The following is a 23533-nucleotide window of genomic DNA, read 5'->3' as shown; positions in this document are numbered from 1 at the left end:
TAAAGATACTAATTCTTGCAGATATAAACAAGAAATAATCAAACTAATATATTGTCAATCAAATAAATGAAATGCTTTTAAGGATAGACTATTTATGATCTTTTTCTATTGATTTAACTATTAATAGGATGTATTTATATTACTATCCATAGATATCAAATACCTACCCTATAGTATTTTGCCTGAAAGGCTCTATCTATAATGAGCTGTAAGGCACAGGGGCACGTTTTGCGGAACAGTCCGCTTGATGGAGTGCGATTTTTATCATATATTATACGTTAGATCACAAGGGATACTCATCAAAGGCATAAAGTACAGTCGACAAGTAGCGTTCGCCGGTGTCGGGGAGTATTATGACAATGTTCTTGCCGTTGTTTTCGGGCAATTGAGCCAATTGGGTGGCAGCGTAGAGGGCGGCGCCTGATGAAATGCCTACCAGCAGACCTTCGGAGGCTGCCAGTTGGCGGCTTGTGCGGATGGCATCATCATTGGTGACGGTTATTATTTCGTCTACCACTGTTGCATCGTATGTTTTGGGTACAAATCCGGCTCCGATGCCTTGTATTTTGTGTGGGGCAGGAGTTCCGCCGGAGAGTACGGGGGAGTCAGACGGTTCTACGGCTACGATCCGGACGTTGGGGTTCAACTCTTTCAGGCGTTTGCCTACGCCACTGACGGTGCCTCCGGTTCCTACGCCGGATACAAAGATGTCGACTTGCCCGTCGGTATCGCACCAGATTTCTTCGGCTGTTGTTTGAGCGTGTATGGCTGGGTTTGCCGGGTTTTCAAATTGCTGAAGAATGACCGAATCAGGGGTTTCAGCCTGTAGTTTGGCAGCTGCAGCAATTGCCCCTTTCATCCCTTCAGCTCCGGGGGTTAATACTAATTCTGCGCCTAAGGCTTTCAGCAAATTACGCCTTTCCAAGCTCATTGTTTCCGGCATGGTTAGTATCAGGCGATAGCCTTTGATGGATGCCACAAAAGCAAGCCCTACTCCGGTATTTCCGCTTGTAGGCTCTATAATAACAGAGCCGGTTTTCAAAATGCCTTTCTTTTCAGCGTCTTCAATCATAGCCAGGGCGATACGGTCTTTTACGCTTCCTAAAGGGTTGAAGTATTCCAATTTTCCTATCAAACGGGCCTTTACTTGCTGCTGTTTACCGTAAATACCAAGTTCCAACAAAGGTGTATTACCTATTAAGTCCGTTAATCTTTTTGCTATTTTCTTCATATCACATATTTTGTTTCTTTTATATAAACAAAGATATTTGGCAAATCGTTCGGTAAGAACTATTGATTCATTCTTATATTTTTCATCGGCTCACCTATATGAACGACTCGGCTCACCTCTGTGAGCCACCTGGTTCACTTCCGTGAGCCAAGTTGTTCACCTTTGTGAACTGATTAATAAATCAGGTACAAAAATATAAACAAACACAGGCAAAGCTAAAGAAAAAACAGAGGATATCTTATAAATGTATCCTGTCTGATTACTAATTATTATTTATTTCTAACTATCTTTGTGTCGCAATCTGCAAGATGGGTTGTTTTACTACTGACATATCAATTGTTCAATAATATGATTTTATTTTTCACGTCTTCAACTAAGACAGTATTGGCAGTAGAAGCCGTACAAGCGTTTTCTCCCGAAGATATAAGCAAACTGGTTTGGTTATTTAGTGATGCAACTCCTGTAAAGTCGGAAACGATGGAAGGCTGGTTTATCGGACCACGTCGCGAAATGATTACCCCCTGGAGTACAAATGCGGTAGAAATTACCCAAAACATGGGAATCGCCGGCATCTCCCGGATCGAAGAATACTTCCCTGTTTCTTCCGGAGAGGCAGAGCACGATCCGATGCTTCAGCGGATATATAACGGACTGGATCAACAAATCTTCACGATACAGAAGAAACCGGATCCCGTGATCCTTATTGACGATATAGAAAAATACAATCAGCAGGAAGGACTGGCGCTGAATGAAGACGAAGTAACCTACCTGAACGAGGTAAGCAAAAGGCTTGGCCGTCGGTTGACAGACAGTGAAGTATACGGCTTTGCACAAGTAAACTCCGAGCATTGCCGCCACAAAATATTCAACGGGATATTTGTTATTGACGGAGAGGAAAAGGAAAGTTCGCTTTTCAAACTGATAAAGAAAACATCGGCCGAAAATCCAAACAGATTGATTTCTGCCTACAAGGATAATGTAGCCTTCAGTGAAGGACCTACAGTAGATCAATTTGCCCCGGCAAGCGGAGACAAACCCGATTATTTCACCATTCGCAATATCGATACAGTTATCTCGCTAAAAGCAGAAACACATAACTTCCCTACAACCGTAGAACCCTTCAATGGCGCCGCTACCGGAACGGGAGGTGAGATACGCGACCGCCTGGGCGGAGGAAAAGCCTCATTGCCTATCGCAGGAACAGCAGTATACATGACATCCTATCCACGTACCGAAGGAACGCGTGAATGGGAAAAGATATTAGATCCTCGTCAATGGCTCTATCAAACACCGGAGCAAATACTGATCAAGGCTTCAAACGGAGCATCCACCTTTGGTAATCATTTCGGACAACCACTAATCTGTGGTTCTGTCCTTACATTTGAGCATGAAGAAAACGGCAAGCTATATGGTTACGACAAAGTAATTATGCTGGCCGGAGGTGTTGGATTCGCTAATAAACGGGATGCACTGAAAGGCGACCCAAAACCGGCAGAGAAAGTAGTGGTATTAGGTGGTGATAACTACCGCATCGGCATGGGTGGAGGAGCCGTTTCATCAGTGAACACCGGACAATTTACCAGTGGCATTGAACTAAACGCTGTACAACGTGCTAACCCGGAAATGCAAAAACGCGTATCCAATGTGATCCGAAGCATTGCCGAATCGGAAGAGAACCCCATTGTTTCTATTCACGATCACGGAGCAGGAGGACATCTGAACTGCCTGTCCGAGTTGGTAGAAGCCACCGGAGGACACATCGACATGAGCCAATTACCCATCGGAGACCAGACGCTTTCGTCTAAAGAGATCATCGGAAACGAAAGCCAGGAACGCATGGGGCTATTAATAGAAGAAAAAGACGTTGAAAGAATAAAACGCATTGCCGAACGGGAACGCGCCCCTATGTATGTTGTAGGTGAAACAACCAACGACATGAAACTGGTATTTGAGCAGGCGGATGGCACAAAACCTATCGACCTGAAACTGGAGGATATGTTTGGGAAAGCGCCTAAAACGGTGATGGTAGACTCTACCATAAAAGAAAAGTTTCAGCCGGTTGTTTATAAGACATCCGAACTGCATCATTATCTTGAAATGGTATTACAACTGGAAGCCGTAGCTTGTAAAGACTGGCTGACCAACAAGGTAGACCGTTCGGTTACCGGACGGGTAGCCCGTCAGCAATGCCAGGGTGAGCTGCAATTGCCGCTTAGCGACCTAGGTGCCGTAGCACTGGATTTTCGCGGGAAAGCCGGGATTGCCACCTCTATCGGACATGCTCCGCAAGCCGCATTGGTTGATCCGGCAGCCGGTAGTGTTTTGTCTATTGCCGAAGCCCTGACCAATATCGTATTTGCCCCCTTAACAGACAAGATTGAAGGCGTTTCCTTAAGTGCCAACTGGATGTGGCCTTGCCGTAACGAAGGAGAAGACGCCCGCTTATATACAGCCGTACAGGCAGCGTCAGACTTTGCCTGCGAACTGGGTATCAACATCCCGACAGGAAAAGATTCCTTGTCGATGACTCAGAAATACGGAGATCAGAAAGTACTTTCACCGGGTACCGTTATCATTTCTGCCGGAGCAGAAGTAAGTGATATAAAGAAAATCGTATCACCGGTAATCCGTAACGACAAGAATACATATATATATTATGTAGATTTCTCCTTTGGAGAATTGCAACTGGGAGGTTCTGCCCTGGCACAGGTACTTAATAAGCTGGGCGAAGTTACCCCTACGGTATCAGACAGCGAATACTTTGCCGATGCGTTCAACGCTATACAGGAAGCCATCGAGAAAGAGTTACTGCTGGCCGGACATGATATTTCTGCCGGAGGTATGCTGACAGCCTTACTCGAAATGTGTTTCGCCAATGTAGAAGGCGGGCTGGAAGTAACACTTGATAGCATAGCAGAGACAGATATCGTAAAAATACTGTTTGCCGAGAACCCGGGTATCCTGGTGCAGGTAAAAGAAAAGAAGGCTTTTGAACAGTTAATGAATGAAGCCGGTGTAGGTTTTGCCTTGATAGCAAAGCCGGTAGACGAACGTCACATCTTGGTTTCAAAAGAAGGTGTGCAATATCATTTTGGCATCGACTATATGCGTGATGTATGGTATTCTTCTTCTTACAAACTAGACATTAAACAAAGCGGCAGCGTATGTGCAGGAAACCGTTTTGAAAACTACAAGATGCAGCCGTTGGAATTCAAATACAATAAAGGTTTCACCGGACAGCTATCTACCTACGGACTCTCTGCCGAACGCAGAAAGCCATCGGGAATCAAAGCCGCCGTTATCCGCGAAAAGGGAACTCAGTGCGAACGTGAAACAGCTTACGCTCTCTACCTTGCAGGATTTGATGTAAAAGACGTTCACATGACAGACCTGGCGAGCGGACGGGAGACACTGGACGACATTCACTTCATCGTATTCTGCGGAGGTTTCTCCAACTCAGACGTATTAGGCTCAGCCAAAGGATGGGCCGGAGGATTCCTGTATAATGAGAAAGCCAGAAAAGCCTTGGATAAGTTCTATGCACGCAAAGACACCCTGAGCATGGGTATCTGTAACGGCTGTCAGCTAATGGCTGAACTGGAACTGCTTTATCCGGAACACGAACAGAAGCACAAGATGCTGCATAATGATTCGCATAAATTTGAATCGGAATTTGTCACCTTGGAAATACCCAAGAACAATTCTGTTATGTTCGGTTCATTAAGCGGATCTAAAATAGGCGCATGGGTTGCTCATGGCGAAGGAAAATTCTCCTTCCCTTATGAAGAAAAAGCATACAACATCGTCGCTAAATATAATTACGAAGGTTATCCGGCCAATCCAAATGGATCACCTTGGGCTGTTGCCGGTGTTTGTTCTGCCGACGGACGCCACTTGGCAATGATGCCTCACCCCGAACGCGCCATCTTCCCCTGGCAATGCGGCTGCTATCCTGATGACAGGAAGAGTGATGAGATTACTCCCTGGATGGAAGCATTTGTAAATGCCTACAAATGGGTGGAAGCCAATAAAGGATAAAAAAATACTAACATTAAAAAACCAATGAAAAAAATCGCATGTCTTCTGCTGTTGCTTGTATCTATACAGGCAACAGCCCAAAAATTTTATTTTACAGCCAGAGCCGGGCTTAACCTGGCCGACAAGACAAACACAAGCGGAAATTTTAAACCGGGATTAAATTTCGGGGCATCGGCTGAATATATGTTTTCAAACCTATTTGCCACCGAGCTGGGAGCCTATTACTCCATGCAGGGCTCACGCTTTAAGTTTGCCGATACGGACTTGCAGCATAATTACATTCTGATCCCACTTTTGGCTAAGTTTTACGTACACAAAGGACTTAACGTCTTTGCCGGTCCGCAGCTCGGGATCAAGGCTAATGTGAACAAGCAAGCCTTTGGCAGTAAAGAATATGAAGACAAACGAATAGAGAACGACATGGTAAAACCCACCGACATTTCTGCTGTAATAGGTGTCGGGTATCTACTGGCAAATGGTTTCTTTGTTTCAGCCAATACTAATATAGGTATTACTAATACAGCTAAAGGATGGCTTAAATACAAGGGTACAAATTATCCTACAGACGGAGACTCATATAAAAACCTCGTACTTCAATTCAATTTTGGTTACCGCTTTTAATTGTGTATATTTGTAATTTAAACAAATAGATAGATTAATGAAGGATAAACCGCTTATTTTAATAACAAACGATGATGGCGTAAACGCTAAGGGGATAAAAGAACTGACAGAATGTTTACGAGATTTGGGAGATTTAGTTATTTTTGCTCCGGATGGCCCAAGGTCAGGAATGTCGAGCGCGATAACCTCATTGATTCCGATAAAATATAAACAACTCTGTAAGGAAAACGGGTTGGTTGTCTATAGTTGTACCGGAACCCCCGTAGATTGTGTAAAACTGGCTGTCAATGATGTATTGGACAGAAAGCCCGACCTCATTGTATCCGGTATCAATCACGGGGGTAACATGGCAATATGTGTTCATTATTCAGGTACTATGGGAGCTGCTATCGAAGGATGCACCTTAGGAATTCCTTCTATCGGCATATCGTTGACCGACCATGCAGAAGATGCAGACTTCAGCGAATGCTGTCGCTTAGGCCGTAAATTAGCCCGCCGGGTACTAAAGGAAGGGCTTCCATCAGGTACTTATCTAAACCTGAATGTCCCCAATATCCCACACGTAAAAGAAATAAAAGTCTGCCAGCAAGCTGCCGGACGATTCGTAAACGAATATATGCGTTCCGAGAATGCTTCGGGCGAAGCGGTATACTGGCTTACCGGATCTTTTGAGAATGCAAAGCCCATACATCCCGAAGGAGATACATCGGCATTAGACAGAGGCTATGCTTCATTGGTGCCCTGTAAAATAGATGTAACCGATTACGATTATCTACAAAAACTAACATCGATCATTAACGATTAACGTTTAGCGATTAGTTATTAGTTATTAATGAAATACTATCTCATTGCCGGCGAAGCCTCCGGAGACTTACATGCTTCTAACTTAATGAAAGCATTAAAAGAAGCAGACACTGAAGCCAATTTCCGGTTTCTGGGAGGAGATTTGATGCAATCCGTAGGAGGTACATTGGTGAAGCATTACCGGGAAATGGCCTTTATGGGATTTATCCCCGTCGTTCTCAATGCACGAACCATCCTACGGAATATGAAAACTTGCCGGGAAGATATTCTTCGTTACCAGCCGGACGTTGTTATATTAATCGATTATCCGGGATTTAATCTCAAAATAGCCAAGTACGTACATACCCAGCTACAGATTCCTGTTTACTATTACATTTCACCTAAGATATGGGCCTGGAAGAAGTACAGGATAAAAGATTTCCGTCGCTATGTGGATAAAATGTTCTGCATACTTCCGTTTGAAAAAGAGTTTTATCAGCAATTAAATTACACAATAGACTATGTTGGAAACCCAACGGTTGATGCCGTTGCGCAATTCAAAGACGAACAGTCTGACGACACCTTTATAAACGATGAAGGTTTGTCTGAGAAGCCGATCATAGCCTTGCTGGCCGGAAGCAGAAAGCAGGAAATAAAAGACAACCTACCTACTATGCTGAAAGTTGCATCTGATTATCCTGCTTATCAGGCAATCATCGCCGGAGCTCCCGGCATTGACGAAACATACTACCAACAGTACATTGGAGAGCTTCCGGTTCAAATTGTATTTGGAAAAACGTATTCTCTTCTCACCCACAGCAAAGCGGCACTGGTTACTTCCGGAACAGCCACCTTGGAGACAGCGCTTTTCCGTGTACCTCAAGTGGTCTGTTATTATGTGCAATTAGGAACAATTTCCGGATTTCTTTTCCGTAAATTCTTTCACACAAAATACATTTCACTGGTAAACCTTATAGCCGGGAAAGAGATTGTACAGGAACTCTTTGCCGATCGCTTTTCTCTGGAAAACATAAAACAGGAACTCGAGAACATACTCCACAAGCCTGATTATCGGCAACGCATGCTTGATGGATACGACGAAGTTATACACACGCTTGGCGAGCCAGGAGCTTCTCAACGAACCGCCACTCTTATCCTTAAATACCTAAAAGCAGTAAAAAACTAACCAAAACGCCCTCTTTAACATCTTTTACACATTTAGCTTGCAGCATTTTATGACTAATATTCATCTTCTCTAATGTAAAGTTGAATAGTATAAAGATTTATAGTTTTATGAAGACGTTGAAATTATTATTTATTACTGTTGGAGTGGTGTTATCCTCTCTTACTTTTACTTCTTGTTTAGATGACGATGGCTACTCATTAGGCGACATGTGGGTATCAATAGCCACAGCCAGACCTTATGGTGACAGCCAATTTTACCTCACCTTGGACGATAGCACATCGCTATGGCCCGGTGCACCTCTCTATATTAATTACCAGCCCAAGCAACCTCAGCGGGTGCAAATTAATTATACGATATTAGGAGACAATTACGACAAATTCGACCATGTTATTAAAATAAACAGAATTGACACGATACTAACCAAGTCGATTGCAGAGAACCTGGGAAGTAAGAACGATTCTATTTATGGTACCGACCCGGTAGAAATTACAGCTATATGGGTGGGAGACGGATTTCTTAACATTGAATTCAGAGCTTACTTTAGTGGTAATATAAAACACTTTGTAAACCTGATTCATGACGAATCAGCGAGTGATAATCCATACAAATTTGAATTCCGCCACAATGCGTTCAAAGATAGTTCATCCAGCTTACGCTATGGTTTCGTAGCCTTTGATTTATCAAGCTTGCCGGATACTGATGGAAAGGAAGTTTCCTTATTTATCAAAGCACTAACGTTCGATGGAACAAAAGAGTTTGAGAAAAAATATATTTCAGGGAAGAATACAGATATTGAGCCAAAGCTGAATACAGAAAACTTTGAGAATACGATCTAACACCTTCCCACATAACTTTTATTTTTATCATTTAGTTCAGAGAGAGAGGGGCGTCGTGATGATGCCTTTCTTTTTTTTATTTATTTTCGCATACAAAGATGCAACGTTTGGGTTGCAACCCTCGTTTATATAAACAAATGGACGGAACAAACGCAAATCTGATAGAGAATTGCCGCCGGGGTGACAGATCTGCCCAACTGGCTCTTTACAAGAAGTATGCTCGCAGGCTTTATATTGCCTGTCTGCGTATCGTAGGGAATGCGCCGGAAGCAGAAGAAGCGATGCAAGACTCTTTTCTGAAGATATTCACCCGGATAGACCAATATCAGGATGGATTAAACTTCGAGGCATGGATACAACGGATTGCCATACATACCGCCATTGATTATGTAAGGAGACAAACCCAGGAGTGGGAAGAGCTGTCTGAGAACTATGCTATACCGATAGATGACGAGCCGGATGAAGAAGAGATACAATACACAGTATCCCAGGTAAAGGAAGCTACAAAAAAGCTACCGGCCGGTTATCGGGTAGTCCTTTCGCTCTTTCTCTTTGAAGGGTACGACATGGAAGAAATAGCCTCTATACTGAACATACAACCGGCAAGTGTCCGAACGCAGTATATGAGGGGTAAACGAAAACTGCTGGACATAATATCGACCGGCTAATGAGTATGTATAATAATCTTTGATATGTGATATGGACAAATTAAAACACTTTATAGACAATAACAAGGAAGCATTTGACGATGAGTTCCTCCCCGAAGGGCACTTTGAACGCTTCGAAAAGAAATTGCCAAGCCCTCCGCACAAACGGCAAGGGAAACTTTTCAGCTTGTTGTCGTTTGCCGCTGCGGCAGCTGTAACACTATTTGTTTTTCTGAAAATACAAGGAGATCTGAAAGACGCTCCCATTCAGCAAAGCACAGTCTACACTTGTGAAACACAGACTGAGATAGAAGAGCTTCGTGTCTATTACAATATGCAGATGAACGAAGTATCTGCTCAGATCAGAGCGCTATATAAAAGTGAACAGGTACCGGGCGGACTTGAATTACTTGAAGAGACCAAACGAGTCCTTAAATCTTCAGAAGAATTTGAGGTAAAGGTATTACCTACCCTCCCCTGCTCTGATGATGGTTTGTTTGCCATGAATCAACACTACAAAAACAGTTTGGGTAGTTTGCAGATCATGTTAAAGCAAATGGAGATTGCAACCGAATATACGAACAATTAAACACATATACAGCTATGAAGACAATACACAAGAACAATCCGTTACGCTTCCTTACAGTTATATTACTGTTGGCATGCTGTTTGCCTGCATGGGCCAACACACCGGATAGAACAAAGAAGAAAGAGATAAACCAGTCGTTTAACGTAAGCAACAATGATTTACTACGGGTAGACAACAGGTATGGAAACATTACCATTACACATTGGAATAAAAATGAAGTCTCTATCCGTGTTGTAATTGAAGTAAAAGCTAATAGCGACAGTCAAGCGCAAGAGGCGCTGGATAGGGTCAACGTAGAGTTGGGCAAGTCGAGCAATACGGTTTCGGCCATTACTTCTCTGAGAAGTCAGACCGGGTGGAACAACAACAATAACAGGCTGACGATTGACTATTACATCAGCATGCCCTCTAAACTGTCTACTGTTCTTTCTCAGAAATACGGCAACATCAATATGCCTGAGAAGAATGAAGGAAAGAGCATGCTGGAAGTTAAATACGGCAATATCAAAGCAGGCAGCTTCACCGCTTCTTTAAATATTGATGCCGGCTATAGTAATGTAGAACTAGACGACGTACAAGATCTCAACCTGGATATCAGCTATTGTGGGAATGTGAAAGTCAACAACGGGGAAAGCATGCGTATTGACGGCAAATATTCAAACATCAGCATCAGGAATGTCAAAAAACTGGAAGTTGACAAGAAATACAGCAACCTGAAAGTAGGCAACACCGAAAATGTAGCCATATCAATGAAATACAGCGAATGTAATATCGACCGTATGAAAGACCAACTTCAGGCAAGTTCTATGGATTACAGCACGTTGAATATAAAAGAAGTGGCCTCCGGCTTTAAAAGAATTGAAGCGAGAGCCAGATACGGGAACCTGAATATTCACATACCGTCTAATGCCTCATTTAAAGTAGATGCTAAAGACATGAAATACGGGAATATAGATATCAATGGATTTAACGTTACCCATTCCAATGTTGAAAACAAAGTAAACCACCACTATCAGGTAAACGGTGGTGGCAGTAGTGTTATCCTTTTTGAAGGAAACAATTACAGCAACATCAAAATTAGGACTTTATAAAAAGAGTCCTAAAAGAAACGTTCGGAAAACAAGACCCGGTCTAAAACCGAAAAGAACGGGATAGCCGAACACATAGCCAATACTGTCAGAATATAAGGCAGATGGCTTTTGATAGCCAGAAAGGCAGAAGCTGCACTTTCTGGCTTCTTCATTAACAGGTAAAAGAAGCAGGCAGCCAGTAATACATAAACAAGGATAGCTATAATAATCCAGGGAGCTGACGAGAAACTCTTCATATACACCTTAACCGGGTGCTTCTCTCCCACTTCTGCCTCCTTCATAATCTGCGCCATAATCCGTTGCGAAAGGTCATGCGACGGTTTTATCATGCCCGACTGTAACAAATCCCTCGTCAGATGATCGAGCCCATTTCCATTCATGTTCATAGTAAGTTATGTATTTCGTGTTTAACCATCAGTTTTAATATCTCATAAAAGCGCTTACGTCCGCGAAAAAGCTTCACTTTTACATTAGATAGCGTCAGATCGGTAATCTGACGTATATCTTCTACCGAGCATTCCTCCAGGTAGTAAAGCGAGAGTATCAGGGCTTCGTCGGTCGGAAGTTTCTTCAGCGCTTTTTGTATTATCTCTTTTCTTTCTTCTCGCTCCAGCAGTTTGATTGCGTTATCTGTTTCTTCAGCAGTGATGTCTACAGAATGAATATCTTCGTAAGAAACAGACGACGATTGCCTACGTTGGGCCGTAATGGATGTATTGTAAACTATCTTATAAAACCAGGTAGAGAACTTACTCCCAAAACGAAAACTCGCCAACGCATGATATGCTTTGACGAACGAATCCTGTACTACTTCTTCTGCCTCCTCGCGATTGCCCGTTATCTGAAAAGCAATATTAAAAGCCATCTGCTGATACTTCGCGACAAGGCAGGAGAAGCTTTGCGCATCCCCTGCCAGAATTTTTTCTATCCATATTTGCTCATCCATCCGCCACAGGGTTTATTCATCTTCATCCCCCCGCTGCATTTTGCGAGCAAGGAAGAAATAGCATATATACGCTATACCCCCGCCTAATACAGCCAGAACAAAGATAAGGAATCCACCCTCCCAGGCATGAAGCAAACGGTTTATCACTACCCCGCAGATAGCGCCCACAGATAACCCAACCATCAACAGGCCGTTTCTAAGAGCATTGTAGCGGTTGATAACCTTCTGAGGCTTCTCTATAATGATACCTTTTTCAATCATGGCCAGACGTTCGGCATGCTTAGCCTGCTCTGTCTTATGCGCCAGCATAGCTATTACTACCACCGGAAGTGCGATAACAAATATCATCCCTGCTATAGGAATTAAAATATCTTCACCCATACTAAATACATTTTTAATTAATACTCTGTTTACAGATAAGACAAAGCTAGTTGGATATTGGTTACAAAAAAAGAGAAAAAAATGACTCCTGTCTAAAAAAAGATAGCCCGCGTCCGAAAATAAATCAGACGCGGGCTATTATTTTTCACAAACGAGCCGTCTTAAACGATCTCGCCTCGTACGATTTCTTCCTTGTCTTTATCCCAATACATGGTGCGTCCTTCCAGGAAGGCACGGGTTCCCATGTGGGCAGTCATCGCTTCTTCAAACGCCTGGTCGATATCACAACTTGGCGTTTTCTTCTGACGGATACATTCCAGCCATTCACGTATATGCAAATGGGTCGTATCGTAACGCTTACCGTTTACATAGGTATAAAGCAATCCTCGCTGGGCAAAATAAAGTTCCGTAGGAGAGGTTACCGAGTCGGAGCTATCCTGTCCCGGCACATACGTATAGAAAGGAGCATCGGTATGGATCACGCCTTTATCTATCTTCTCTGCATAGCGGGTAGAATTCTTATCTACTGTTACCTGAAGAATGTTGGATACTTCCATAGACGCATCATGTCCCATAAAGACCTTACCCCGGTTGCGCGAACTCGCAAGCGTTGCACTGTAGAGCATTGTCATATCATTTTCAGGGAACTCAAACGTAGTTTGCAACACGTCGGGCACAGTACGTCCATCCTTGAAGAAATAAACGCCACCGGATGAAGTTGCCGAATGAGGGATACCTACGTGCATGATCTGGTTGACGGCATCGTATTCATGCGTCAGCAAATCACCAGACAAGCCTGTGCTATAATCCCACCAGCAACGCCAGCGAAAGAAGCGTTCCAGGCTGAATTTGCTTCTTTCTTCCGGTCCTACATAGCGCTCCAGTCCGTATTTGGTCATGTAGTCCATGTATTCCTTCACCCGTTCGGGATCTCCTTCAAACTGTTTCCAATCGATAGAGTTAGGGTTAGAACCTTCTATAATGTCGTATACCCACGCGCCATTGGGCGAGTTACGGTTTGTACACACCTCGATCAGGTTGATCGGGCCCAGCAATCCGTTTCCGATGATCTCTTCTGCTTTCTGGTAGCAATCCGTCTGACGGCCTTGATGCCCCAGCTGGAATACTACTCCGGTTTCCTTGATCACCTGGCGAACCATATAGGTTTCAGGCACTGTCCATGAGAGAGGTTTCTCTACATATACATGTTTTCCTGCTTTAGCGGCATCCATAGCCATTGTACTATGCCAATGGTCGGGGGCGGCTATAATAACAGCATCAACATCTTTGGCAGCCAATAGCTCTTTATAATGACGATAACGCTTAGGAGCCTTACCGAATGTACCATTTGAGCCTTCACGGTTTATGTTTGAACCGGCCAAAATCGCATCGTTTCCATAAACGTCGAAGATATCACAAACGGCTGTTATCTCGATATTCAGGTTGTCCTGCTCTTTATATTGCTGATAGCGGGTATCATTCTTGTTCTTTTTAGAGGCTTCTATCATCGTATCAATCCAAGAAGGTTCCGCAAATCCGGCAGCTCTTAATAACTGCTTCCCACGGATACCGAAACCTATTATACCTACGCGGATCAGTTCTCCGTCTGGTTTAGGCTCCAGATACTTTGCCTCATCTTTACTTACCTTGAAAACGTCTGAAATATCACGTCCGCTTGTAACAGCCTTCTGTTTCTTATAAACTCCATACGCCAGAGCGCCCAGTACCGGTACGGTAGCCAGCGCTTTCAATGCCTCGCGACGCCCTTTAGATTCGGGCTGTTCAGATGATGGAGTCTGGTTTATATCTTTCTCTTCTGTAGCCATAATCAAATCAGTTTATATTTACGAACCCAAGCCGGCATAATTTTCTTCATATACCGGTCTAATCCTATCACATGCGACGTAGGGAATGTGCAAAGTACAGCCAGGGCGGCACATTCTACCAGATTCTTGTCGATCCACAAATAAGATCCCTCAAAAGGCATCAGATAAGAAGCCCCTATAAAAGAGGGATGAGACAGCGTGTAAAGTAGTAGTAGTAGTATTCCACCAATCGAAGCAATGCGCGAAAAACAACCGATAATAAGAGCAAAGCCAATCAGGAGTAAAGACCATTGGTTCAAGAAGTTCACAGTATCCATCAATGCTGGGTTCTGTGTCAGTTTGATAAAAAACGAAGATGCCGCTCCTTGAGAGTCGAGCAGGTAGGGAAGCGACGTCCATCGCGGGTTCAGGAGCTTCACCCAACCTTCATAAGCAAAATGCCATCCAATAAAAACACGAAGAACCACCAACCAGGTAAGCTGCGCTTTCGTGTACATTTGTTTATTTTCCATTTATTGAGTCTAAATAAAATTGAGAATAATAAAAGAAATACCCGAAGCATGAATAACGATTATTCAAACCCCGGGTATTTTTTCCGTATGTAACTTTCCTTTATTAGAAAAGTGTTATCAATCTAGGATCTTAACTTTAATATTACGGAACCACACATCATCCCCGTGGTCCTGGAAACCGATATAACCTTCTTTGTTGGGGCCTCCACAGTTCATCAACAAGTCGTAAGCCAATGGCCAATCTTCCTTATTGAACTTGCTAGCATCCAACATATCTTTCCATTGCTGAGTCCACAAGTGGTATTCAACAACCGGCTCATCGTTCTGATAATGAACAACAGTACCTTTGAAGCACAAGATCTTAGCCTTGTTCCATTGACCAAACGGTTTTGCATTCTGAGGTTTAGCAGGAATCATGTCATACAAAGAAGCAGACATACGGTTTCCGTTCTTACCTAATCTTGCATCCGGATGGTTTTCATTGTCCAGTATCTGGTATTCAGGTGACGAGATATAGATAGGTTCTCCTTCTACTTCCTGAGCTAGAATAAATACACCAGAGTTGGCACCTTTGGCTACTTTCCATTCAAACTCAAGCTCGAAGTTTTTCAGCTTTTTATCATAGATCAAGTCGCCGCCATCGCCTTCCTGGGCTTCGCCACCACCTGAACCTTTGAATCTGATAGCTCCGTCTTCAACGATCCAACGGGCTGGTACATCAGCTCTGTTATATCCTCTCCATCCTTCGAAGGTTTTACCATCAAAAATGGAAACCCAACCTTCATCTGAAGCACTTGTTTTTTTGCTACCGCCACCACAAGCTACAAAACTAAGCATTATGGCAACAGCACTTGTCAATATTACTAATTTCTTCATTTTGCACTTTTATTTTATAATGATTAACGAGGCATATCAACCAGTTTCCAACCTGCGCGATAGTTATGCTTGATCAATTCTTCAGCAAACTTTTTCGCATTGATAGGATCTGTCCAAGTCTTGTTAAATGACGGGTGACCATCTTTAATGGTGAAACCGTCTTTGATAACGATCTTCAGTTCCTCGTTGTCGCTGATGTTCGTAAACTTCATGTTCGGGCCATCCCAATGAAGTTCTTTGTTCAATGCCTGCAAGCGAACAGCTAATACACCCATAACTACCATTTCGTTGAATGGACCTGCTTCAGAGAAGTCAGATTTAGTCATTACGCGATTTGAAGCGCTTTCTTTACAAGCACGGATCCAGTCTTGTTCGTGACCACCACGCATGGCATCTTTCACGCGACGGCAAACTTTAGGAGCATTAGGAGTACGTCCTGAAAGCAACCATGGATTCACACCATAGCAACCGCAAATCAATGTATCTTTTGTTCCGTGGAAAATAACAGCACCACCTGAATCATTCATTTCACGACCAGCAGGCCATCCAGAAGGTAGGTCAGGTTTCAAACCACCATCGTACCAATGTACTTCTACTTCTGGTAAAGCTACCTTAGGCATATTGTCGCGAGCAGGGAAAAGCAATTTCACATGCTGAGCCTGAGGAGCGCAATCTCTTAACAATAATGTAGAAGAACCCTGAACTTTTGTAGGATATCCCAATTTCAAACCTTTAAATACAGGATGAAGGATATGACAAGCCATATCACCTAATGCACCTGTACCATAGTTCCACCATCCACGCCAGTTCCAAGGATGATAGATATTATTGAATGGAACCAATTCTGCCGGACCTGTAAACAAATCCCAGTTCAATGTAGAAGGAACTTTGTCGGCTTTTTCCGGAGTCATCAAACCTTGCGGCCAGATAGGACGGTCGGTGAAAGCTTCTACTTTTGTAACTTCTCCGATTTCGCCATTCCAGATCCATTCGCATACCAAGTCTACGCCTTCGGCAGAAGAGCCCTGGTTACCCATCTGAGTTGCAACATTGTGTTTTGCAGCCAGTTTAGTAAGCAAACGAGATTCATAAACGGAGTGAGTCAATGGTTTCTGCACGAATACGTGTTTCCCCATTGTCATGGCATCAGCAGCAACGATAGCGTGTGTATGGTCGGCAGTAGCTACCATAACAGCATCAATGTCTTTGCCCATTTCGTCATACATCTTACGGAAGTCCCAGTATTTCTTAGCCTGTCCGTATTTTTCAAATACCGGTTTTGAATATTTCCAATCCACATCACAAAGAGCTACAATGTTTTCTGTAGCCATGTGAGTAAGGTTAGCATTACCCATACCTCCGATACCTACACCGGCAATATTCAACTTATCAGTTGGAGCGGTATATCCGTGGCTCTTACCTAGAATAGAATTTGGAACAATTGTTAACGCAGCTGCAGCAGCTGTACCTTTTTGAAGAAATGATCTTCTTGAAATGTTAGACATAACAATAACTTTTTAATAGATTAGCACTTAATAATGAATATATTTTTTTTACATCCTCCTTCACACAAGTCGACGCAAATATAACCAATACCCAAGTACAATCAAGAATAAAAAAGCCCTTATTGGTGCAAAATAGTTTTTTTTAACAAAAAGCCCTAATCAGGAATCAACAATATCTTATCTAAATTAAGCCAATTAATATCAAATGTTTGCATTTTCACATTCTTTAAAACTTACACATGTCGGAAAATGATAAAAGCAACAAATCTTTCATTATATTTGTTATCATTATATACACGATACTAATATTATGAAAAAAGAATCTTTCCCATTAAAAGTATATCACTTCTATCTGGAAGGCTTTAAAGGAATGACATCTCTGGGGAAAACCCTTTGGGCAATCATTCTGATCAAACTTTTTATCATGTTCGTAGTATTAAAAATCTTTTTCTTTCCCAGATATTTAAACCAGTTTGAAACAAAAAGTGAAAAACAGGAACATGTTTCAGAGGAACTAATTCATCGAGCTATTACTCCTTAAATTATTATAATTATGATCGAAAGCATTGACACTTCACTAATTGATTGGTCAAGGGCACAATTTGCTCTTACGGCCATTTACCATTGGCTCTTTGTTCCGCTAACGCTGGGCCTTGGTATTGTTCAGGCGATTATGGAAACCATTTATTACAAAACAGGAGATGACTTCTGGAAAAAGACAGCCCAGTTTTGGATGAAGATTTTTGGTATCAACTTCGCCATTGGAGTTGCCACCGGACTAATACTTGAATTCGAGTTCGGAACAAACTGGTCCAACTACAGCTGGTTTGTAGGAGATATCTTTGGAGCCCCTCTGGCTATTGAAGGTATTCTTGCTTTCTTTATGGAAGCTACATTCATTGCTGTAATGTTCTTCGGCTGGAACAAGGTTAGCAAAGGGTTTCACTTGGCATCTACCTGGCTGACTATCATTGGGGCAACGATCTCTGCCTTGTGGATCTTAATCGCCAATGCATGGATGCAGTATCCGGCTGGAATGCAGTTCAATCCCGACACCGTACGCAACGAGATGTTCGACTTCTGGGCTGTAGCCCTCTCTCCTGTCGCCATCAATAAATTCTTCCACACGGTACTTTCGGGCTGGATTGTAGGAGCAATGTTTGTTATCGGTATCAGCAGCTGGTATCTGATAAAGAAAAGACAGACTAAATTCGCATTGGCCAGTATCAAGATTGCGGCCGCTTTTGGACTGGTAGCTTCTTTGTTAACACTCTGGACAGGAGACGGATCTGCTTACCAGGTGGCTCAAAAGCAACCCATGAAGCTAGCAGCCATGGAAGGCTTATACGAAGGACAGGAAGGCGCCGGATTAATAGCGATCGGAATGCTGAACCCGGCAAAAGAAAACTACAACGACAATGTAGACCCATTCTTGTTCAAGATTCAGTTCCCCAAGCTATTATCTTACCTTGCCGAACGGGATCTTAACGCCTATGTACCCGGCATCACAAACCTGATTGAAGGAGGGTATCAAACAAAGGATGGACAAACCGCATTGTCGGCTCGCGAGAAAATAGCTCGAGGGCAAAAGGCTATAAAAGCCCTGGCAGACTATCGTAAGGCTAAAAAAGACAAAGACGAAGTAGCCGCCAAAGAACATCGTGCTATACTAGACGAGAACTTCCCCTTCTTCGGATATGGATATATCAAGAACCCGAAAGATCTGATTCCACCGATAGGGCTTACCTTCTACTCCTTCCATATCATGGTAATTCTGGGATGCTTCTTTATCCTGCTATTTGCTGTAGCTACCTGGCTATCATACAAGAACAAGTTTGAAGACAAACGTTGGCTGCAATGGATCTGCCTGCTATCCATACCACTGGCATACTTAGCCGGACAACTGGGTTGGGCAGTCGCCGAGGTTGGACGCCAACCCTGGGCCATACAGGATATCCTGCCGGTTTCTGCGGCTATATCTAAGCTGAATACCTCTTCCGTTCAATTAACGTTCTTCATCTTCCTGACATTGTTCACCATCTTGCTCATTGCAGAGGTAGGAATCATGATCAAGGCGATCAAAAAAGGACCGGAAATATCAGGAAAATAACATTAAAACAATCACATCATGGATAGTACATATATATTATTGCAACATTACTGGTGGTTACTTGTATCACTATTAGGCGCATTGTTGGTTTTCCTGCTATTTGTACAAGGCGGTCAGTCACTGCTTTTTACGATTGGAAAAACAGAAATTCAGCAAAAAATGTTACTCAACTCCACCGGTCGCAAATGGGAGTTTACATTTACAACTCTGGTTACCTTCGGAGGTGCATTCTTTGCCTCATTCCCCCTCTTCTACTCTACCAGTTTCGGCGGAGCTTATTGGGTATGGATGTTGATTCTATTATGCTTTGTAATACAAGCTGTTTCATATGAATATCAAGCCAAAAAAGGCAATCTGCTGGGCAAGAGAACCTATCAGGTATTCCTTATATTGAATGGCGTATTAGGCCCGATATTGCTGGGTACGGCAGTTGGCACCTTCTTCAATGGAGCCGAATTCCTTGTAAATAAAGAACAACTGGCAGAGATAAGCATGCCTGTTATTTCGTCGTGGGCAACCCCCTGGGGCGGACTCGAAGCTGCTTTTGTCATCTGGAATGTATGCCTCGGACTGGCTGTATTTTTCCTGGCCCGCGTACTGGCTTTGCTATATTTCATCAATAACATCAACGACGACGAGATACAGAAAAGATCTCGCAAACAGCTGATTATCGAAACAGTCTTATTCCTCGTTTTCTTCCTTACATTCCTGGTACACCTGTTATTGCAGGAAGGATTTGCCGTAGACCCGGAAACAAAGGTAGTATTCATGCAGAAGTACAAATACTTCTTCAACCTGATAGAAATGCCGGCTGTACTTGCCGTCCTTTTAATCGGAGTAGTAGGGGTCCTCTTTGGCATCATAAAGACAATCGTATCGCCTACCTGGAACAAAGGAATCTGGTTTGCCGGATGCGGAACAGTCTTTACAGTATTAGCTTTATTGCTATGCGCCGGATGGAACAACACAGCCTATTACCCTTCAGTAGCCGACTTACAAAGCTCGCTTACGATAGAAAATAGCTGCTCCAGCTTCTTCACATTGAAGGTAATGAGCTATGTATCGCTCCTGATCCCATTTGTACTGGCCTACATTTTCTATGCCTGGAGATCGCTGGATTTGCGCAAGATAGACAGTCAGGAAATGACCGAAAGCAATCACACCTATTAAGATTAATAAGATACTATGAATTACGCGAGAGAGGGTGAAAACCTTCTCTCGTTTTATTTTTCTCCTATTCATTTCTCCAAGATTCTTTAGTGTTTTGAACAAATCATATGGAGGTTTGTTATTTAGAGGTACGTCTAAACCAAATTAGAGGTACGTCTAAATTAGTTTACAGGTACGTCTAAATTGATTTACAGGTACGTCTAAATATTTTTAGAGCTACCCCTAACTGAATTTTAACCTACCTAATTGAGATTAATAGGCGCATGTTTACAGTATATTGATTAGACATAAACCAATACACATCCACAAGGTGTAGAAAGAATATCAATGGGGAGGGGATATAAAAAAAGAAACGGCGGAGCTCACGCTTGGCCGTTTCTACATTTAACCGTTTTAAACAAAAAGAAAAAGTTAGTTAAGGTTTAGAACAAAATATAATTAAGTCCTAATTTTAAGACTATATTATCTGTCTTAAACAGTTGCAAAGATAATAAATACATTATTTGCCTCCAACTCATTTCTCCTTTTTTTTAATTAATCGAAACGAGATACTCTTTTTTTATGATATATTTGTGCATTATTAGCAGAAAATAAAACTTTATGGCAGATTTTGATGTCAGCATTCTTGGCTGTGGATCGGCTTTACCAACCACCCGCCACCTGGCAACTTCACAGATTATAAATTTACGGGACAAATTATATATGATAGATTGTGGCGAAGGCACTCAGGTACAAATGCGCCGCATGCGTATTAAATTCAGCCGGTTAAATCACATTTTTATCTCTCACTTGCACGGAGACCATTGCTTCGGGCTGCCTGGATTGATCTCTACCTTTGGCATGCTGGGTAGAACGGGCGACTTGTTCATACACGGTCCCAAAGAGATAGAAGCTTACCTTCAGCCTCTGTTAAACCAGTTTTGCAAAGGAATCTCTTTTCAGGTCAAGTTCAATTTGATAAACACATATAAGCATGAACTGGTGATGGAGGATCGCTCGCTGAAAGTTTATTCAATCCCCCTCAATCATCGCATCCCAACCTGCGGCTATCTGTTTGTCGAGAAGCAAAAGGAAGCTCATCTGATCAAGGAAATGGTCGATTTCTACCAGATCCCGGTTAAACAGCTTCGCGGTATCAAGCAAGGAGAGGATTACATCACTCCGGAAGGAGAGGTGATCCCGAACAAGCGCTTAACCCGCCCGGCCACTCCGGCAAAGCGATATGCCTTTTGCTCCGACACAGCCTATAGTCCGGAAATCATACCCATCATCAAAGACATAGATTTACTTTATCACGAAGCCACCTTTCTGGAAACAGAAATCGCCCGTGCCAGGGAAACATACCACTCTACAGCCAGAGAAGCTGCCGAAATAGCTCGTCTGGCCAATGTAAAAAGACTACTGATCGGACACTTTTCTGCCCGATACGAAGATGACAAATTGATGCTGGAAGAAGCCAAACAGCTTTTCCCGGAAACCTTACTGGCTAACGAGGGACTGGTTTTATCCGTTTAAATCAATTAAACTCCTTGCCGTACTTGAGCTGTATATCAGCAACAAACTGCTTGATTCGCTGCTCATCATCTTTCCGGCAAATCAACAAAGCATTACCTGATTCGGCAACGATATAACCATCCAAGCCTTCTATAACCACCAATCGTTCGGGATTATCCATAGCAATAAGGTTTCCGCTACTTTCATACAGCAACACATTTTTTGCCTTTAAGGCAGCATTCTGCTGTTCGTCTTTAGGAGCCATATCATAGAGAGAACCCCATGTACCTAAGTCGGCCCACCCAAAGTCTACACACATCATATAGACATTGTCGGCCTTTTCCATGATTCCATAATCAATAGAAATATTTGGACAATAAGGAAACTGCTGCTGTATAAAGGCAGATTCTTCAGGAGTATTAAATAAGTCCTTCCCCAAGTCAAACCGGTTGTTTATATCCGGCAAATACTTGCTGAAAGCCTCAATAATAGTATCTACATTCCACAGGAATAATCCTGAATTCCAGAAGAATTCGCCACTTTCATAAAACACCTGAGCCAATTCCGGGTTCGGTTTCTCGGTAAAAGTCTTCACTTTTGAGAATTCGCCTATAGCTGTTTCGTCGCTTTGAATATAGCCATAACCCGTCTCAGGCCGGCTAGGCTTAATACCTAAGGTAACTAAAGCCCTATTCTCTTTCACAAACTCCAATCCCCTCTGCACATTCTGCAAGAACACATCTTCCTTCAAAATCAAGTGATCCGATGGAGCAACAACTATATTTGCATTAGGATTACAAGCCCTGATATGATAAGCCGCATAGGCAATACAGGGAGCCGTATTGCGCCGGCTGGGCTCCAGTAATATCTGATTATCCTTTAAGTCGGGCAACTGCTCCTTCATCAAAGAAGCATACGACTCATTGGTTACTACATATATATTTTCTTTGGGGATTATTTTAGCAAAGCGATCAAAAGTTAGTTGAAGTAAAGAACGTCCGGCTCCAAAAAAATCAAGAAATTGCTTAGGGTAACTCTCTCTACTAAAGGGCCAGAACCGACTTCCAATTCCTCCACCCATGATAACACAGTAATTATCTTTCATGAATCAGATTGTTTTTAAAATAATACTCCTACAAATTTAACGAAATAATCCCATAAATATTTCACTCAACAGCCCAAAATAAAAAAAAGCCCGTCAACTCTTGCACTATTAAAAAAAACACCTACCTTTGCATCGCATTAAAGGAAAATGCCCAGATGGCGGAATTGGTAGACGCGCTGGTCTCAAACACCAGTGGGGTTACACCCATGCCGGTTCGATCCCGGCTCTGGGTACTGAAAAAATGAAAGCCTAATTGATAGTCAGTCAATTAGGCTTTTTATTTTGAGGGATTGTTCCCAAATTGTTCCCAGACAGATTTTGAAAGATTTCGGGCTATGTCCACTTGGAGACAATATCAATAGTTTCATTCAATGGTATATACTTTTTCTCTATTTCATCTACTTTAACCACTATAGGCATTTCGGTAAGTTGTCCAGCGATGACGCAGACTCCAGTTGAGAGGATCGGCAACGATTCTTTTGACACTTTGTCTAAATAGTCACCCCTTAAAAAGCGGCTTTAAGTTTTTCACTTAATAAAATTGTCTGTATCCGTAAAATGATATAGGCAATTTTTTGTTTGTATT

The 23533-nt window shown here is 42.7% G+C and carries 21 protein-coding genes and 1 tRNA gene; 13 read left to right on the top strand and 9 right to left on the bottom strand.

Going from position 1 to position 23533, the window contains the following annotated elements; translation table 11 throughout:
- Positions 1-283 precede the first annotated feature (283 nt).
- Positions 284-1231: a cysteine synthase A gene (gene cysK / locus M2470_RS18090; protein WP_280746392.1), complete on the bottom strand. Its 948-nt coding sequence runs from the start codon at positions 1229-1231 to the stop codon at positions 284-286.
- A 348-nt stretch (positions 1232-1579) separates the two neighbouring features.
- On the opposite strand from cysK, the gene purL reads away from it, so the two are divergent.
- The 8 genes from purL (at position 1580) to M2470_RS18050 (ending at position 11022) form a co-directional block, all read left to right on the top strand.
- The gene (gene purL / locus M2470_RS18085; RefSeq protein WP_280746393.1) at positions 1580-5269 is read left to right on the top strand and encodes a phosphoribosylformylglycinamidine synthase; all 3690 of its coding nucleotides are present in this window, start codon (positions 1580-1582) and stop codon (positions 5267-5269) included.
- 24 nt (positions 5270-5293) lie between these two features.
- Positions 5294-5890: a porin family protein gene (locus M2470_RS18080; protein WP_280746394.1), complete on the top strand. Its 597-nt coding sequence runs from the start codon at positions 5294-5296 to the stop codon at positions 5888-5890.
- Between the two features lie 37 nt (positions 5891-5927).
- Entirely contained in the window at positions 5928-6695 is a 768-nt protein-coding gene (surE, locus tag M2470_RS18075; RefSeq protein ID WP_280746395.1) for a 5'/3'-nucleotidase SurE, read from the top strand.
- Positions 6696-6722: 27 nt separating this feature from the next.
- Entirely contained in the window at positions 6723-7859 is a 1137-nt protein-coding gene (lpxB, locus tag M2470_RS18070; protein WP_280746396.1) for a lipid-A-disaccharide synthase, read from the top strand.
- A 107-nt stretch (positions 7860-7966) separates the two neighbouring features.
- Positions 7967-8695 (top strand): NigD-like protein, encoded by a 729-nt coding sequence (locus M2470_RS18065; RefSeq protein WP_280746397.1) that lies wholly within the window; start codon positions 7967-7969, stop codon positions 8693-8695.
- Positions 8696-8832: 137 nt separating this feature from the next.
- The gene (locus M2470_RS18060; RefSeq protein ID WP_280746398.1) at positions 8833-9363 is read left to right on the top strand and encodes a sigma-70 family RNA polymerase sigma factor; all 531 of its coding nucleotides are present in this window, start codon (positions 8833-8835) and stop codon (positions 9361-9363) included.
- Between the two features lie 31 nt (positions 9364-9394).
- Complete coding sequence (locus M2470_RS18055; protein ID WP_280746399.1) at positions 9395-9931, top strand: hypothetical protein; 537 nt, start codon at positions 9395-9397, stop codon at positions 9929-9931.
- Positions 9932-9945: 14 nt separating this feature from the next.
- The gene (locus M2470_RS18050) at positions 9946-11022 is read left to right on the top strand and encodes a hypothetical protein (protein WP_280746400.1); all 1077 of its coding nucleotides are present in this window, start codon (positions 9946-9948) and stop codon (positions 11020-11022) included.
- Between the two features lie 8 nt (positions 11023-11030).
- Here the strand turns inward: M2470_RS18050 and M2470_RS18045 are convergent, their stop codons facing one another.
- The 7 genes from M2470_RS18045 to M2470_RS18015 form a co-directional block, all read right to left on the bottom strand.
- Positions 11031-11408 (bottom strand): hypothetical protein, encoded by a 378-nt coding sequence (locus M2470_RS18045; RefSeq protein ID WP_280746401.1) that lies wholly within the window; start codon positions 11406-11408, stop codon positions 11031-11033.
- The gene (locus tag M2470_RS18040) at positions 11405-11968 is read right to left on the bottom strand and encodes an RNA polymerase sigma factor (RefSeq protein ID WP_280746402.1); all 564 of its coding nucleotides are present in this window, start codon (positions 11966-11968) and stop codon (positions 11405-11407) included. The genes M2470_RS18045 and M2470_RS18040 overlap by 4 nt, the downstream gene beginning before the upstream one ends.
- A gap of 12 nt (positions 11969-11980) precedes the next feature.
- Positions 11981-12349, bottom strand: coding sequence for a DUF6249 domain-containing protein (locus M2470_RS18035; protein WP_280746403.1), 369 nt, complete (start codon positions 12347-12349; stop codon positions 11981-11983).
- Positions 12350-12510: 161 nt separating this feature from the next.
- The gene (locus M2470_RS18030; protein ID WP_280746404.1) at positions 12511-14175 is read right to left on the bottom strand and encodes a Gfo/Idh/MocA family oxidoreductase; all 1665 of its coding nucleotides are present in this window, start codon (positions 14173-14175) and stop codon (positions 12511-12513) included.
- 2 nt (positions 14176-14177) lie between these two features.
- On the bottom strand, positions 14178-14687 hold the full coding sequence (locus M2470_RS18025; RefSeq protein WP_280746405.1) for a DoxX family membrane protein: 510 nt from the start codon (positions 14685-14687) through the stop codon (positions 14178-14180).
- A 117-nt stretch (positions 14688-14804) separates the two neighbouring features.
- Entirely contained in the window at positions 14805-15563 is a 759-nt protein-coding gene (locus M2470_RS18020; protein WP_280746406.1) for a DUF1080 domain-containing protein, read from the bottom strand.
- A 23-nt stretch (positions 15564-15586) separates the two neighbouring features.
- Positions 15587-17068: a Gfo/Idh/MocA family oxidoreductase gene (locus M2470_RS18015; protein ID WP_280746407.1), complete on the bottom strand. Its 1482-nt coding sequence runs from the start codon at positions 17066-17068 to the stop codon at positions 15587-15589.
- 310 nt (positions 17069-17378) lie between these two features.
- Between M2470_RS18015 and M2470_RS18010 the strand changes: the two genes are divergently transcribed.
- The 4 genes from M2470_RS18010 to M2470_RS17995 all read left to right on the top strand — a co-directional run bounded on the left by M2470_RS18010 (position 17379) and on the right by M2470_RS17995 (position 21863).
- The gene (locus tag M2470_RS18010) at positions 17379-17609 is read left to right on the top strand and encodes a DUF4492 domain-containing protein (RefSeq protein WP_280746408.1); all 231 of its coding nucleotides are present in this window, start codon (positions 17379-17381) and stop codon (positions 17607-17609) included.
- Between the two features lie 12 nt (positions 17610-17621).
- On the top strand, positions 17622-19178 hold the full coding sequence (locus M2470_RS18005; protein WP_280746409.1) for a cytochrome ubiquinol oxidase subunit I: 1557 nt from the start codon (positions 17622-17624) through the stop codon (positions 19176-19178).
- Between the two features lie 18 nt (positions 19179-19196).
- A complete protein-coding gene (locus tag M2470_RS18000) occupies positions 19197-20348 on the top strand; it encodes a cytochrome d ubiquinol oxidase subunit II (protein WP_280746410.1) in 1152 nt (383 codons plus the stop codon).
- Between the two features lie 600 nt (positions 20349-20948).
- Complete coding sequence (locus M2470_RS17995) at positions 20949-21863, top strand: ribonuclease Z (protein WP_280746411.1); 915 nt, start codon at positions 20949-20951, stop codon at positions 21861-21863.
- A 1-nt stretch (position 21864) separates the two neighbouring features.
- Here the strand turns inward: M2470_RS17995 and M2470_RS17990 are convergent, their stop codons facing one another.
- On the bottom strand, positions 21865-22947 hold the full coding sequence (locus tag M2470_RS17990) for a mannose-1-phosphate guanylyltransferase (protein WP_280746412.1): 1083 nt from the start codon (positions 22945-22947) through the stop codon (positions 21865-21867).
- Positions 22948-23096: 149 nt separating this feature from the next.
- Here M2470_RS17990 and M2470_RS17985 point away from each other — a divergent pair.
- Positions 23097-23180, top strand: a tRNA-Leu gene (locus M2470_RS17985).
- The last annotated feature ends 353 nt before the right edge of the window (positions 23181-23533 follow it).

The sequence above is a fragment of the Parabacteroides sp. PH5-46 genome (genome assembly GCF_029892785.1).
GTDB lineage: Bacteria > Bacteroidota > Bacteroidia > Bacteroidales > Tannerellaceae > DFXE01.
Note: the sequence above shows the minus strand (reverse complement) of the source record. Positions and strands in the feature narration are given on the sequence as shown.